Source organism: Cupriavidus sp. GW823-FHT07A04 (genome assembly GCF_058794615.1).
Genome location: NZ_JBXAHA010000028.1, coordinates 25,801 through 39,938, shown reverse-complemented (window position 1 = coordinate 39,938; position 14,138 = coordinate 25,801). Strand labels below are relative to the sequence as shown.

Here is a 14,138-nt window from a genome sequence, read left to right as displayed (position 1 = left end):
CATGACCGCCTTCTTCCATCGCCACGACGGCGCCCTGAGCGTCGAGCACGTGCCGCTCGCGCGTATTGCCGCCGAATACGGCACCCCTACCTACGTCTACTCGCGCGCCGCGCTGACCGCCGCCTACCAGGCCTACGCCGCTGCGTGCCAGGGGCGCCGCGCGCGCGTGCAGTACGCCATGAAGGCCAATTCGAACCTGGCGATCCTGCAGGTCTTTGCCAGGCTCGGCGCGGGCTTCGACATCGTGTCGGGCGGCGAGCTGCAGCGCGTGCTGGCGGTGGGCGCAGATCCGCGCAAGGTAGTGTTCTCGGGCGTGGGCAAGACCACCGCCGAGATGGAACTGGCGCTCCAGCACGATGTGCTGTCGTTCAACGTGGAGTCAATCCCCGAGCTGGACCGCCTCAATGCCGTGGCCGGCCGCCTGGGCAAGCGCGCGCGCGTGTCGCTGCGCATTAACCCGGATGTGGACGCCAAGACCCACCCGTATATCTCCACTGGCCTGAAGGGCAACAAGTTCGGCGTCGCCTTCGAGGACGTGCTGCCGACCTACCGCGCCGCCGCCGCGCTGCCGCACCTGGATATCGCGGGCATCGACTGCCATATCGGCTCGCAGATCACCGAGGTCGCCCCTTACCTGGAAGCACTGGACAAGGTGCTGGACGTGGTGGAAGCGCTGGAACGCGAAGGCATCAACCTTGAACACATCGACGTAGGTGGTGGGCTCGGCATCACTTACGACGACGAAACCCCGCCGGACATCACCGGCTTTGCCCGCACGCTGCTGGACCGCGTGGCCGAGCGCGGCCATGGCCATCGCGAGGTGCTGTTCGAGCCGGGCCGCTCGCTGGTGGGCAACGCCGGCGTGCTGCTGACCCAGGTCGAGTTCCTCAAGCCGGGCGCAGCCAAGAACTTCTGCATCGTCGACGCGGCCATGAACGACCTGGCCCGCCCTGCCATGTACGAGGCCTACCACCGCATCGAGCCCGTGCAGCTGCGCGAGGCTGCGCAGGCCACCGCCCTGACCTACGACGTGGTCGGCCCGGTGTGCGAATCCGGCGACTGGCTCGGCCGCGACCGCGCCCTGGCGGTGCAGCCGGGCGACCTGCTGGCCGTGATGTCGGCCGGTGCCTATGGCTTTGTCATGAGCTCCAACTACAATACCCGCCCGCGCGCGGCCGAAGTCATGGTCGACGGCGACGACGTGCACCTGGTGCGCGGCCGCGAGCACGTGGCCGACCTGTTCCGCGACGAACGCCTGCTGCAAGGCTAAGCTCCCGCCCTCTGCGCCACCACTCGCGCCCCCCCCAATGGCCCCCAGCGTCCTGATCCTGGGCGGGCGCGCGCCCGTGGCGCTCGATCACGCGCGCCGCTTTGCCTGCCAGGGGTGGCGCTCGGTGGTGGCGGACAGCATCCCCTGCCATACGGCCGGCGCATCGCGCGCCGTCTGCGCCACCGTGCGGCTCGCGCCGCCGCGGACCGAGCCGGCCCGTTTTGTCGAGGACCTGCGCCAGGCCGTGCACCAGCATCGCATCGACCTGGTGGTGCCAACCTGCGAAGAAGTCTTCTTTCTCTCCCGCCACCGCGCCAAGCTGCCGGCAACACTCACCGTGGCCGTCGACGACTTCGACAAGCTGCGCGGCCTGCACAGCAAGTGGCAGTTCTTGGCGCTGGCGCGTGAGTGCGGATTTCGCGTCGCCGACAGCGCGCTGGTGGACTGCCTCGGCCAGGCACGCGCCTGGGCCGGCGCCACGCCGCTGGTGCTCAAACCCGAGTATTCCCGCTTCGGCGCACACCTGCGGCTGTACCCGCAAGGCGTACCCACCGCTGCGCCGCCGCTGCCCGCACACGGCCGCTGGGTGGCCCAGCACTTTGTGGCTGGGCCGGAAATCTGCTCCTACAGCATCGCGCATCAAGGCCGGCTGCTCGCGCACGCTGCCTACCGCCCCGCCCACCGGCTCAGCCAAAGCGCCAGCTTCTACTTTGCGCACCATGAATCCGCCGCTATCCAGCGTTGCGTCGAAACGCTGGTGGCCAGGATCGGCTTCACCGGGCAGATCGCCTTCGACTGGATCGAGGCCGATCCGGCCCACCCCACCGTGCTCGAATGCAACCCGCGCGCTACCAGCGGCCTGCACTTGTTCGGCCTGGACGACGCCGTGCCGGCGGCGCTGGCCGGGGACGCGGCCGTGCGTGACTGCATCACGCCATCGGCGCAGCGCCCGCGCATGATCACCGCGGTCATGGCGAGTGCCGGGCTCTACGACATGGCGAGGCGCGGCAGGCTGGGAGAATGGCGCCGGGCCTTTGCCGGCGCCGACGACGTGATCACCCGGCCCGGCGACCGCGCGCCGCTGCTGGGCGCCCTGCGCGATCTTGCCGCCTACGGGCGGCTTGCCCTCAGCCGGCGCTGCAGCCTGCGGGCCGCCACCACGCGGGATATCGAATGGGATGGCGAGGAGCTCTCGCCTTGACGATGCTCTCGGGCGACAACGGCGCAGCATCGCGATTCAATCGCTGCGCGCAAAGCCTGTCGGCGCTGCATGCCCGGGTGCCCACCCCGCAACTCGTACGCAACCTGCAAAGCCAGGTCGGCCTGCTCCGTGCCGGCGATTGGGCCATGCCGGTCACGGTTGACAGTGGCAAAGCCGATGCCACCGCGGCCTGGGTCTGCTCTCCGCTGACCACATATTGCCGCTACGCGGGCGAGGAAATCGACCGCCATCTGCACGGCGCGCTGGCGTTGCCGCTGCGCCTGCTGTGCCGCGGCTACGGTCGCTGGCTGGGCGCTGCCGGCGTCGACCGCGCGGTGGCCATCAACAATTGGCTGCTGTCGACCAACCTGTATCCCGCGCTCGACACCAGCGCGCTGCAACACACCATCGCCCAGGCCCGCGCCCGCTGGCCGCGCCACGCGCTGTGGTTTCGCTCGCTCAATACGCGCCAGCACCCCGACTGGCTGGCGGCACTGGCGGCCGAGGGTTTCAGCCTGGTACCGAGCCGCCAAGTGTGGTGCTTCGAGGCCGCGGACCTGGCCAAGGGACGCCATGCCAACCTCAAGCGCGACCTGCGCGAGATGCAGCGCTCCGAGCTGGCACGAGCCGGCAACGAAAGCATCGGGGCAGCCGCCGGCCGGGAGGATGACTACGAGCGGATCGCCGCCCTCTACGGGCTGCTGTACCTCGACAAATACTCCCGCCTCAACCCGCACTACACCGCCGCCTTCATGCGCCACTGGCATGAGGCGGGGCTGCTGGAGTTGCATGGCTGGCGCGACAGGCAAGGGCAACTGCAGGCCGTGGTGGGCCTGTTCGTGCAGGGCGGCATCATCACCGCGCCGGTGGTCGGCTACAACACGGCCCTGCCGGCCCCGCTGGGGCTGTACCGGCTGCTGATGGCAACGGTGTTCGCGCGCGCCATCGAGACCGGCTGTGGCATCAACCTGAGCGCTGGCGCGGGCCACTTCAAGCGCCTGCGCGGCGGCCAGGCGGCAATCGAATACAGCGCGGTGTATGCGGCGCACCTGGCGCTGCCGCTGCGCGCCGGCATCGGGCTGCTGCGCTCGCTGGCCACGCACGTCGGGGTGCCTGTCATGCAACGGTTCCAGCTATGACGTTATCCACACCCTGGCCAGAATCCGTCTTCTCGCAATGGTTCGCCGTGGCGCGCAGCAGTGCGCTGCATACCCGCCCGCTGGCGGTCACGGTGCTGGATCGCCCACTGATGCTGGCACGCCTGCCCTCCGGCGAGATCCTGGCCTGCGAGGACCGCTGCCTGCACCGGCAAGCGCCGCTGTCGCATGGGCGCATCGGCCCGCTTGGCGTGAGCTGCCCGTACCACGGCTGGACCTTCGGCGCGGACGGGCGCTGCAGCGCGGTGCCCGGATTGGCGCCCGAAGCCTGCCTGCCGCAGGTTGGCGTGCGCCGCCTGCCGGTCCTGGAGCATGACGGGCTGGTCTGGCTGCGGCCGGGCCCGGAGATGCCCGCGGCCGACAGCCAAGCCGCGCAGGACTCGCGCTCACTGCCGGCGCCGGTCGCCACCCTGCCCGCCGGCTCCCGGCGCTTCCTGTGGCAAAGCCGCTGGCAAGCCCATGTGCTGGACGCGATCGAGAACTTCCTGGATCCGTTGCACACGCACACGGTGCATCCTGGGCTGGTGCGCAAGGATGGCGAACGCGCGCCGGTGCGGGCCCGCTTGTCGAATACGCCACGGGGGTTCACGGTCGACTACCTCGACCAGCCGATGCAGTCCGGGCTGCTGTATCGCTTGTTCGAGTCGCCACGGACCGGCGAGAGCGCGCATTTCAGCGGCGCGGGCACGGCCCAGATCGACTATCGCTACGCCAACGGCAGCCGGCTCTGGATCACGCTGAATTTCACACCGGAAAGCACGACGCAAACCCACGTATTTGCCACCCTGCACGTGGCCGGGCGATGGGCGCCGGCATGGGCGGTGCGGTTGCTGGCATGGCCCCTCTTGAGGCGCGTGGCGCGTCAGGACCAAGCAATGCTGGCGCTGCAATCCGACAACCTGCGGCGCTTTCCGGGGCGGCGCCACTGCTCGACGGAGCTGGACCTGGTCCGGGGCCATCTTGAATCCCTATGGCTCCCCCAAGCTGGGCAGCCGCCCCGCCCTGCCGAGCGCGAAATCACGCTCTACCTTTGAGCTCTACCGCTGTGCGTTGAGGCCCGTTGCGGGCTTGCGCCACCACCACCAGACCCGCATCGCCAACAAGCCGAACACCACGGCGGCATAGATCGATACCGTGCCAAAGTCGTGCTTGCCTGCCTTATGCCACCAGTAGTGCAGGATCGCCAGCACGGCGATGGCGTACACCGCCCGGTGCAGCCCTTGCCAGCGCTTGCCACCCAGCCACTTGACCATGGCATTGGCCGAGGTGGCCGCCAGCGGCACCATCAGCACGAAGGCGGCAAACCCCACCGTGATGAAGGGGCGCTTGGCGATGTCCTTGATCATGTAGGCCACATCGAAGCCCCGGTCCACGGCAAGCCACAACAGGAAATGCTGCAGCGCGTAGAAGAAGGCAAAGAGCCCGAGCATGCGGCGCAGCCGGATCAGCCAGTTCCAACCCGTGAGCCGGCGCAGCGGCGTCACCGCCAGCGTGACGCACAGCATGACCAGCGTCCAGGTGCCGGTCGAGCGCGTGACGAACTCCAGCGGATTGGCGCCGAACTGATCGGCAAAGCCGAGATAAAGCAGCCGCAAGAAAGGCAGCACGGCAAGCAGCCACACCGCCACCTTCACCGTGCGCACGCGTTCCGGCGCAAGCGTCGCGAGCCCGCGCTGCCCGGCCGCCCGCGACGGGCGCACTGCCAGGCGCGATGGGGACATATCCGGTGGCGCCATCAGAAGAACTTCCGCAGGTCCATGCCCTGGTACAGCGATGCCACCTGCTGCGCGTAGCCGTTGAATGGCAGCGTCTTGCGCTTGGGCGCGAACAGCGCGCCAAAGCCGCTGCCTTTGTCCTCGCCGATGCGGCGCTCCGTGGCCTGACTCCAGCGCGGGTGATCCACGTCCGGGTTCACGTTGGAGTAAAAACCGTACTCCTGCGCCGCGGCCAGGTTCCAGCTAGTGGCGGGCTGCTTGTCGACGAAGCGGATCTTGACGATGGACTTGGCACTCTTGAAGCCGTACTTCCAAGGCACCACCACACGCACGGGCGCGCCGTTCTGGTTGGGCAGCACCTCTCCGTACAGGCCAAAGGCCAGCAAGGTCAGCGGGTGCATCGCCTCATCCATGCGCAGGCCTTCGGTGTAGGGCCAGTCCAGCACGCGAGCGCTGACGCCCGGCATCTGCTTCTTGTCGTTGAGCGTGACGAACTCCACGTACTTCGCGCCCGGCTGCGGCTCGACGCGGCGGACCAGCTCGGCCAGCGCGTAGCCGCTCCACGGAATCACCATCGACCAGCCCTCGACGCAGCGCAGCCGGTAGACCCGCTCTTCCATCGGCATCAGGCGCACGAGTTCGTCGATGTCGTAGACCTTGGGCTTCTTCACCAGGCCTTCGACCGCGACCTGCCACGGCCGGGTCCGCAGCGTGCCGGCATTGTGCGCCGGGTCCGCTTTGTCGGTACCGAATTCGTAGTAGTTGTTGTACGTGGTGACATCCTCGTAAGGCGTGCGCTTCTCGGGCACCACGTAGGCATTGTTGGGCGTGGCCGGCAGCCTCTGCCCGCGCGGCGCCTGGGCATGCGCATCACGTGCGAACCATGGCGCCAGCGTGCTCCCCGTTGCGCCCGCGGCAGCCAGCGCCAGCAGGCGGCGCCGCGCGTCGAAAACACCGCGGGGCGTGATCTCGCTGGCGGCAATGTCGTCGCCGCGTAGCCATTTCGGAGAGGGGATCAGCATCGTTGTTCCTCGTTGCGTGCCATATGCAAAATGCGGTTCACCGTTCGTGCCTGGCCCGGGCGGGGCCCGCCTGCACGATTGGACTTGCGCTTGAGTCGGTTGGAGCGAGGGAATCCTGACATCTTTCTTTAAGGCCCGTCGTCGTCGCCTCGCCCGGCCTTCGTATGCATTGTGGCCGGCAAACGGATGCAGGGTGCCCCGCGCAATGCATGTGTGAGGCTCAACCGCCCTGATACTGCCGGTAAACAGCCTCCGCCAGTGCCAGCAAGGGTGCACGTTCCAGCGGCCCGGCCAGCGCGAAGCCAAGATCCCGGTCTACCCAGTAAAAGGCCATGGTACGCGCCGCAGCGGCGGGACGCTCGCTTGGCCCCGGGCCCATGCGCTCCAGCCGGAAGCCCGTATCGGGCGTGTCGCGCGCCATGTGCCGCAGTTGCAGCGACAGCCGGGTGCCGTCGTCGGCCTCGTACATCAGGATGGCCGACGGGCCGCCCTCGGCCACCCCGAGACGGCCCCCGATCAGGTGGAATCCCTGGGCGCGCAGGTCCGGCACCCGCAGCGGTGCCCCCAGGCGCTTGGACAGCCAGGCAACAAGATGGGCTTCATCGGTGGCCGCCACCTCGACCGGATGGCGCACCTCCGGCGCATAGACGACATGGCTGGCCAGCGCTTCGCGCGCGAAGCGCTCCACCGACGGCGCCCCGGCCGCCAGCGTGTCCGCGCGATCGTGCGCAATCCACCCGATTGCGCCGCCTACCGCCAGCGAGGCAAGGCTGCCGGCCAGCGCCATGCTCCAGCCACTGGGTCGCCGCGCCGCATCGCGGCGACTGCCGCGCAGCCTTGATGGAAGTGCCGCCAGCGGCACGGATTCATTGAGCACGCCGTCGAATGCCGCGTGCAATTCTTCCGTCTGCCGCCGCCAGCCTCCCACGCGCTCCCCGGCCTCGGGATGGGCGGCCAGGTACGCCTCCACCTCGGCGCGTCGGGCGGGATCGAGCTGGCCATCGGCATAGGCGTGGAGATCGGCTTCGTTGACTGGGGACATCATTTGACTCGCTGCAGTCCGGCCGCGCGGCCGGCGGCCTGCGGGTTCGCCTCGGCCGCCTTGGCTGGCGCGCCGTCCATCAGCATGCGCATCTGCTCCCGAGCCCGCGACAGCCGCGACATCACGGTGCCCACCGGCACCGCCAGCACCTGCGCCGCCTCGGCGTAGCTAAGCTGCTCCAGGCCGACCAGCAGCATCACCGCGCGCTGCGCCTCGGGCAAGCGGGCCAGCGCCCGCGCCAAGTCCAGCCGCAGGCCGGGCTCAGGCGCAGCACTGGGTACGTCGGGCAGCGTATCGGTATAAGTCACCAGGTCGGCGCGACGGTACGCGTTCACACGCAGCCGGTGCATCATGGTCAGCAGCCAAGACAGCAGTCCATCCGCGCCATCGCCCCACCAGGCGCCCGCGCGCAGGCGAAAGCGCCAGCGGTAGCGCAGCGCGCGCTCGAGCGTGTCCTGCACCAGGTCGTCGGCGGACGCCGCGTCACCGGTCAGGCCCCGGGCGTGGCGCCGCAAGCGCGGCCCCAGCGCCACCAGTTGGCGGTCGAAGCCGTCCATGCCGTCAGGCCGCCCTCACCCGTATCAAGGCGTTGCCGCGTGCCAGGCGTTGTTGAAGTTGTCGCCCGCGCGGTCGCCCGGCTTGGCATCCTTGGAGAAACGGTAGAGCGGCTTACCGCGATAGGCCCATTGCTTGCCGCCATCGTCGCGCGTGATCACGCTGTAGTCGCCCGTGGCGCTGGTGCCGGGCGCGGCCATCAGGGGTGGCCAGTTGGTGGCGCAGCCGCCATTGCAAGCGCTCTTGCCAGCCGTGTCACGATCGAACGTGTAGAGCGTCAGGCCCTGGGGATCGGTCAACGTGCCACCGGCAACTTTCACCGTGGGCGGCATATTGCCGGCGCTGCTACCCATGCCACCCATGCTGCCCATGCCCGAACAGGCGGACAGCAGGACCGCGGCGGAAGCGAGCGCGAGCACGGCGGGACGGGACAACGATGCGAGGGAAGCGACTACTGCGTTGGGACGGGAAAGGGCCATGATGTCGATCTCCATGCGATGCGGCACCGCCAGCCGGCGCCGTCCCTTCAGTAAACACCGGATGTGACGGCTTTATTCCATTCGGGCGAAAAAAAACCTGCCGCATCGGGGCGATGGGCAGGTTTTCTCGTTGCGGCGCAACACCCAGATCAGAGTTCGCCGTAGCTATGCAAGCCGGAAAGGAACATGTTGACGCCCAGGAAGGCGAAGGTCGTGACCAGCAAACCCACCAGCGCCCACCAGGCCGCCATGGTGCCGCGCAAGCCCTTCATCAGCCGCATATGCAGCCAGGCCGCGTAGTTCAACCAGACGATCAACGCCCAGGTTTCCTTGGGGTCCCAGCTCCAGTAGCCGCCCCAGGCCTCCGCCGCCCACAGCGCGCCCAGGATGGTGGCGATGGTGAAGAAGGCAAAGCCCACAGCGATCGACTTGTACATCACATCGTCGAGCACTTCGAGCGAGGGCAGACGCTCGGCGAGAATGCCGTGCTGCTTGAGCAGGTAGGCCACCGACACCATGGCGGCCAGGGCGAAGGTGCCGTAGCCGATGAAATTGGCCGGCACGTGGATCTTCATCCACCAGCTCTGCAGCGCTGGCACCAGCGGCTGGATTTCGCTCGCGTCGCGGCTGACCGTATACCACAGCAGGAAACCCACCGCCGCCGATACCACCAGCATCACGAACGGCCCCAGCGCACGGGTCTTGTAACGGCCTTCGTAATACAGGTGGAACAACGAGGTGATCAGCGTGAACAGCACGAACACTTCGTACAGATTGGAGATGGGGATGTGGCCGATGTCGGCGCCGATCAGGTAGGACTCGTACCAGCGCACCAGCATGCCGGTAAAGCCCAGCACCACCGCTGCCCAGACCATCTTGCTGCCGATCTGCAGCCCGGTCTCCGAGCGCGCCAGCAAGCCGCCCCAATAGAACAGGGTGGACAGGAACACCAGGGCGCTCATCCACAAGATGGCGGACTGGCTCGACAGGAAGTACTTGAGGAAGAAGGCCTGCTCGGCGCGCGGCAACTGGCCCTGGTAGAGCTGGATCGCGAACAGCGACAACACGGTCAGCGTCACCATCAGCAGCCGCACCGGCTTCCAGTGCCATCCCAGCAGCGCGAAGGTAGGCACCGCGGCGATCAGCACGCCCTTGTCGTAGACATTCATCCACTCGCCGTAGCGCGCCAGCGCGAAGCCCGCGCCCACTGCCAGCATCAAGGCAAAGAGCCAGTCGACCCAGCCCAGCCGGCGCAGGAACGACGGCTCCAGGTAGGCCTGCTCGGCGTCACTCGCGGCAACGCCCGCCGGACTCTCGTGCATGCCCGGCCGGGCCCGATTCACATTCGAAGACATAGTGGTTCCTGCTTAATTGCGGGCGCCGGCCGTGTCGATGCTGCCGGCGGCGCGGCCTACATCGTCGCGCAGCGCGACAAACTCTTTCTCGAAATCCAGTGTACGGCGCTGCGTGGACATGGCCATCAGCACATGGCTGGCGGCGCCCTGCCCGCCGGCGGTTCCCGCGGGGTCCGCGGGATCCGCGGGATCCTTCACCCAGAGCCAGACGCGGCGCTCGCGGATGTAGAACATCGAGAACACGCCCAGCACCAACAGCAGACAGCCAAGATACACGATGTTCTTCCCTGGTGCACGGGTCATCTGGAACACGCTGGCCTTCACTTCCGTGAAGTCGTCGAGCTGCAGGAAAACCGGCGCGGTGTAGAAGAAACTGTCGGACAGCGCATTGATGGCTTGCTGCATGAAAGCGCCGCTCTGGGCACTATTTGGCACCACCGGCAGCTTGTCTTGCGCGCGCGCCAACTGCCAGAGTTCCCACATCGAGCCATTGAGGATCTTCAGCAGCACATCCGCGGCTTTCTGCTGCTCGGCCGGCGGCACGGACTTTTCCAGAAAGGCGGCAATCGCGGTGAAGCCGCCCGGCGGGGCTTGCGGGTTGCTGCGCGAGGCACCTGCAAACAGGTCGAGCGCACGCAGGGCGCTCTCGGCCAGCTGGCCGCGCAAAACTTCGCGGCCATCGCCCGGCATCGAGGCAAGTGCGAAGCGGCGTGCGGCTTCGCTGCGCATCGCGCGGTCCTGGAGCGCGGCACGCAGGCGCATCCAGTCCGCCACGCTGTTTTGCTCGTCGGCCGGGATGCGCAGGTAGCGGAACGGCTCGCTAGGCGTATCCCGCATGCCGGCAAGGAAGACCGACTGGCCGTCGAGTTGCACCGGCACCATGTAGTTGTTGAATTCGCGGGCCTGGCCGTTGCGGTCGCGCAACTTGTACTGCACCGAAGGGCCAACGTTGCGCAACTCTTTCGCACGGTCAGGATTGACCGCCGAGCCCAGGTGAGACTCGAGCTTCTCGTTGAGCGACTTGCGCGCAACGCCACGCGCGTCCGGCTTGCCCGATGCATCGGTGACGTTCTCGATATTCATCAGGCGGAAATCGCTGAACTCGACCGTCAACCCCTCGGCGTCGGCCGCGTTGCCCGTGCCGGTCAGTGGCGCGTTGGCGCCCACGGTGCCGGCAAAGGCAAAGGTCTTGTCGCCAATACCCTGCATCGGGTAGCCAACGAACTTCAGCTTGGAGCCACCATCCTCGAAGCTGGACTGGTAGATGGCCACGCCATCCACCACCAGCGGCTCGTTGACCTTGATGGTGGCCTCGGTCTTGCGGCCGGTGGCGCGGTCCGTGATGACCACGTCGGAGGCGAACAGCTTGGGCATGCCGGTCGAGTAATGTTCGACGGTGAACTTCTTCAGCGTGATATTGAACGGCAGGTCCTGCACCAGCGCGCCGTCCGAGATATTCAGGATAGCGGTGGACACCGTCGAGCCTTCCGGCACGAAGGCGTTGCCGCGAAAGCCCGGATTGTTGACCGACAAACGGTGCTCAGGCGGGATGTCGTTGATCACTGCGTTGCCGCTGATCGGGCTCTTGCCGCCAAACCACATCTGCGCGCGGATCAGCATGTCGCCATCGAGCAGGCCGCCGACGCAGATCACCACGATAGCGGTGTGCGCGAGGATGTAGCCGAGCTTGTTGGCCGCGCCCGCCTTGGCGGCCAGCAAGGTGGCGCCTTCATGCGCAACGCTCTTGATGCGGTAGCCGCGATTGGCCAGCAGCGCGGTGAGGCGCGTCACCGCATCGGCGCGGGGGCGGCCCGAATCGAACTCGGCATGATGGTGGAAGGACCGCAGGCTGCGCTCACGCACGTGGTCCTTCCACGAGCGCATATCCTTGATCATCTTGGGCGCGTTGCGGGTCAGGCACAGCGAGGTGGAAATCACCAGGAAGGTCAGGATCAGCAGGAACCACCAGGAGCTGTAAACCTTTTGCAACGACAGCGCGTGGAACAGGTCAGCCCAGAAAGGACCGAACTGGTTCACGTAGTTGGGATAGGGCTCGTTCTGCTTGAGGACGGTGCCGACCACACTGGCAATCGCAATCACCGTCAGCAGCGCGATAGCGAAACGCATCGAGGACAGCAGCTCAACCGCGTCGCGTAGCAGGCGGTGAGAAGTCTTCAGGTGCAGTCCTGACGTGGAAGCGGTGGACATGTGCAGTGGGGCCCTCGGCCTTGAAATGAAAAAGGGTGGACTTGCTCGCGCAGGCCACCCTCTTCGATTGTTGCCGGGCTGCTTGGTTGCACCTGGGCGTGGTGCCTCGCGAGTGACGAGGCCCGCTGCGGTGCTCCGGCTACCCGGCGCGGAACGACTTAGCGAATCCCTGCGACGTAATCGGCCACAGCCTTGATCTCGGCGTCCGACATCTTGGCGGCGATGGTGGTCATCACGGGATTGTTCTTGCGGGTGCCCTGGCGGAACGCAACCAGTTGCGCTTCAGTGTACTCGGACCATTGCCCGCCGATGCGCGGGTACTGGGCCGGAATGCCGGCGCCGGTGGGGCCGTGGCAAGCCGCGCAGGCCGGCACGCCCTTGGCCGCGATGCCACCGCGGTAGATCTTCTGGCCGGCTTCGATGGTGTCCTTGTTCTTGGCGGTGGCAGGCTTCTGGGTCTGCTTGGCCAGGTAGGCGCCGACGTCCTTCATTTCCTGCTCGGACAAGGCGGCCGCGTACGGCGACATGATGGCGTTGTTGCGAGCCTTGGCTTTGAAGTCGTCGAGCTGCTTGTGCACGTATTCCGGATGCTGGGCGGCCAGCTTCGGGTTGGCGGCGCCGCCGCTGTTGCCGTTGGCGCCATGGCAGCTCAGGCAAGCCGGGACATTGCGATCAGGGGCACCTTGCGTGTAGAGGGTTTCGCCCTTGGCCGGATCAGCCTTTGCGGCGGCCTGCTCTGCGGCAGATGCCAGACCGGTCATGGCAGTTGCCGGCAGAGCCAGCGCCACAACAGCCAGAAGTTTCGCAATGCGGTTCATTCGCACACCTTGTCTGAATTGTTTTGAATTCCATGGGGCACGCCGTTCAGCACACTGCCCGCGGTGAGGACGCGATGGACAGGCACTTTGACATCGGAAATTCATCACGACGGACCGCCGGCTCGCCTGAAGCCAGAAAACGCCCTGGCGAAAGCCGGATGGCACCGCCCCCATGCGAACGAGAGCGGCAGACCGTGCGAATATCCCGGTAGCAGGCCCAGACCCCCGGTTGGCCCTCTTGCGCTGGCGCCAGGCTTCGGCGCCATAACAGGGACTAGACCAACAGGCTTGCTACCACGATGGAACGGACACGCAAGACTTCCCTGCCAGATAAATGCGCGACCAAGGATGCCGCGCGTCACCTAATCGAGAGGCCGTTAACCGCGTTATTGTACAATAAATCGTGTGCCGGATAGAGGATGTGCGCGCCGCGACGCGGCCAGACGCCAGCCCCGGCCATCCAGGCGGCCGCATGTGCCGCCCACCTCACTCACATCGGCGCGGTGACGCCGGCGAACCCGCCTGAATCCAGGCGGCAGCCCGCCCCCACCCGCCCCATCGCCCAAGCGCATGTCCCTCCTACATCAGGCCCGCTTTTTCGTTACCGTCAATCATCTGCGCGACCTGCCTGCCACGGCTGTGCCGGAAGTGGCGTTCGCCGGCCGCTCCAACGCCGGCAAATCCACCGCCATCAACATCTTGTGCAACCAGAAGCGGCTGGCTTTTTCGTCGCGCACGCCAGGCCGCACCCAGCACATCAACTTCTTCGGCGTGGCCCCGGTCAAGGCGCCGGACCCGCTCGCCTTCCTCGTCGACTTGCCCGGCTACGGCTATGCGCAGGTCTCGGGGTCGGCCAAGTTCCATTGGCAAGCGTTGCTAAGCGACTACGTGCAGACCCGCTCGCAACTGTCCGGCCTGGTGCTGATGATGGACGCGCGCCGCCCCTTTACCGACCTGGATTGCCAGATGGTCGAGTGGTTCCTGCCCACGGGCCGGCCCATTCACGTGTTGCTGACCAAGGCTGACAAGCTGACCAACAGCGAGAACGCCCTGGCCCTGCGCGAAACCCGCAAGGTGCTGGCCGGCTACGCGGAACAGCTCGACACGCCCGTCCCCCTGACCGCGCAGCTGTTCTCCAGCCTGAAGCGCCGCGGCATCGAGGAAGCCCAGCGCGTGGTGGCGGGCTGGCTGTCCCTGCCCGAGGCCCTGCCCCCGGTGGCCACGGACAGCAAGGCCGCGGCAGCGCCGCAAGCCGAACCGGATGCTGGCGATATCCCCCCCGAAGCGCCCGCGAACTGATCCTCCGCCCCCCTGCG

13 protein-coding genes are annotated in these 14,138 nt (G+C 67.2%); 5 read left to right on the top strand and 8 right to left on the bottom strand.

From position 1 onward, the window contains the following. Position 1: 1 nt before the first annotated feature. Genes lysA through AC1Q7Q_RS35760 form a run of 4 tightly spaced genes read left to right on the top strand, consistent with a single transcriptional unit; the run spans position 2 to position 4,662 of the window. Positions 2-1,270, top strand: coding sequence for a diaminopimelate decarboxylase (gene lysA / locus AC1Q7Q_RS35775; RefSeq protein WP_492373448.1), 1,269 nt, complete (start codon positions 2-4; stop codon positions 1,268-1,270). A gap of 37 nt (positions 1,271-1,307) precedes the next feature. Beyond that, positions 1,308-2,471, top strand: coding sequence for an ATP-grasp domain-containing protein (locus AC1Q7Q_RS35770; RefSeq protein ID WP_492373447.1), 1,164 nt, complete (start codon positions 1,308-1,310; stop codon positions 2,469-2,471). Beyond that, positions 2,468-3,610 carry a GNAT family protein gene (locus AC1Q7Q_RS35765; RefSeq protein WP_492373446.1) on the top strand — a complete coding sequence of 381 codons (1,143 nt, stop codon included), beginning with the start codon at positions 2,468-2,470 and terminating at the stop codon, positions 3,608-3,610. Before AC1Q7Q_RS35770 ends, AC1Q7Q_RS35765 begins: the two co-directional genes overlap by 4 nt. After that, complete coding sequence (locus tag AC1Q7Q_RS35760) at positions 3,607-4,662, top strand: Rieske 2Fe-2S domain-containing protein (RefSeq protein WP_492373445.1); 1,056 nt, start codon at positions 3,607-3,609, stop codon at positions 4,660-4,662. The genes AC1Q7Q_RS35765 and AC1Q7Q_RS35760 overlap by 4 nt, the downstream gene beginning before the upstream one ends. A 3-nt stretch (positions 4,663-4,665) precedes the next feature. Here AC1Q7Q_RS35760 and msrQ read toward each other — a convergent pair whose 3' ends face one another. From msrQ to AC1Q7Q_RS35720, 8 genes are all read right to left on the bottom strand, one after another. Next, positions 4,666-5,349: a protein-methionine-sulfoxide reductase heme-binding subunit MsrQ gene (msrQ, locus tag AC1Q7Q_RS35755; RefSeq protein WP_492373444.1), complete on the bottom strand. Its 684-nt coding sequence runs from the start codon at positions 5,347-5,349 to the stop codon at positions 4,666-4,668. Between the two features lie 14 nt (positions 5,350-5,363). Next, positions 5,364-6,365 carry a protein-methionine-sulfoxide reductase catalytic subunit MsrP gene (gene msrP, locus AC1Q7Q_RS35750; protein ID WP_492373443.1) on the bottom strand — a complete coding sequence of 334 codons (1,002 nt, stop codon included), beginning with the start codon at positions 6,363-6,365 and terminating at the stop codon, positions 5,364-5,366. Between the two features lie 220 nt (positions 6,366-6,585). Continuing rightward, positions 6,586-7,410 (bottom strand): anti-sigma factor family protein, encoded by an 825-nt coding sequence (locus AC1Q7Q_RS35745; protein WP_492387274.1) that lies wholly within the window; start codon positions 7,408-7,410, stop codon positions 6,586-6,588. After that, positions 7,407-7,964, bottom strand: coding sequence for an RNA polymerase sigma factor (locus AC1Q7Q_RS35740; protein WP_492387273.1), 558 nt, complete (start codon positions 7,962-7,964; stop codon positions 7,407-7,409). Before AC1Q7Q_RS35740 ends, AC1Q7Q_RS35745 begins: the two co-directional genes overlap by 4 nt. Before the next feature lie 24 nt (positions 7,965-7,988). Further along, positions 7,989-8,441: a COG4315 family predicted lipoprotein gene (locus AC1Q7Q_RS35735; protein ID WP_492373442.1), complete on the bottom strand. Its 453-nt coding sequence runs from the start codon at positions 8,439-8,441 to the stop codon at positions 7,989-7,991. 149 nt (positions 8,442-8,590) lie between these two features. After that, on the bottom strand, positions 8,591-9,763 hold the full coding sequence (gene ccsB / locus AC1Q7Q_RS35730; RefSeq protein WP_416050398.1) for a c-type cytochrome biogenesis protein CcsB: 1,173 nt from the start codon (positions 9,761-9,763) through the stop codon (positions 8,591-8,593). Between the two features lie 45 nt (positions 9,764-9,808). After that, positions 9,809-12,004: a cytochrome c biogenesis protein ResB gene (locus AC1Q7Q_RS35725; protein ID WP_492373441.1), complete on the bottom strand. Its 2,196-nt coding sequence runs from the start codon at positions 12,002-12,004 to the stop codon at positions 9,809-9,811. Positions 12,005-12,162: 158 nt separating this feature from the next. Further along, positions 12,163-12,822, bottom strand: coding sequence for a c-type cytochrome (locus tag AC1Q7Q_RS35720; protein WP_492373440.1), 660 nt, complete (start codon positions 12,820-12,822; stop codon positions 12,163-12,165). Between the two features lie 570 nt (positions 12,823-13,392). Between AC1Q7Q_RS35720 and yihA the strand changes: the two genes are divergently transcribed. Continuing rightward, on the top strand, positions 13,393-14,121 hold the full coding sequence (yihA, locus tag AC1Q7Q_RS35715; protein ID WP_492387272.1) for a ribosome biogenesis GTP-binding protein YihA/YsxC: 729 nt from the start codon (positions 13,393-13,395) through the stop codon (positions 14,119-14,121). The last annotated feature ends 17 nt before the right edge of the window (positions 14,122-14,138 follow it).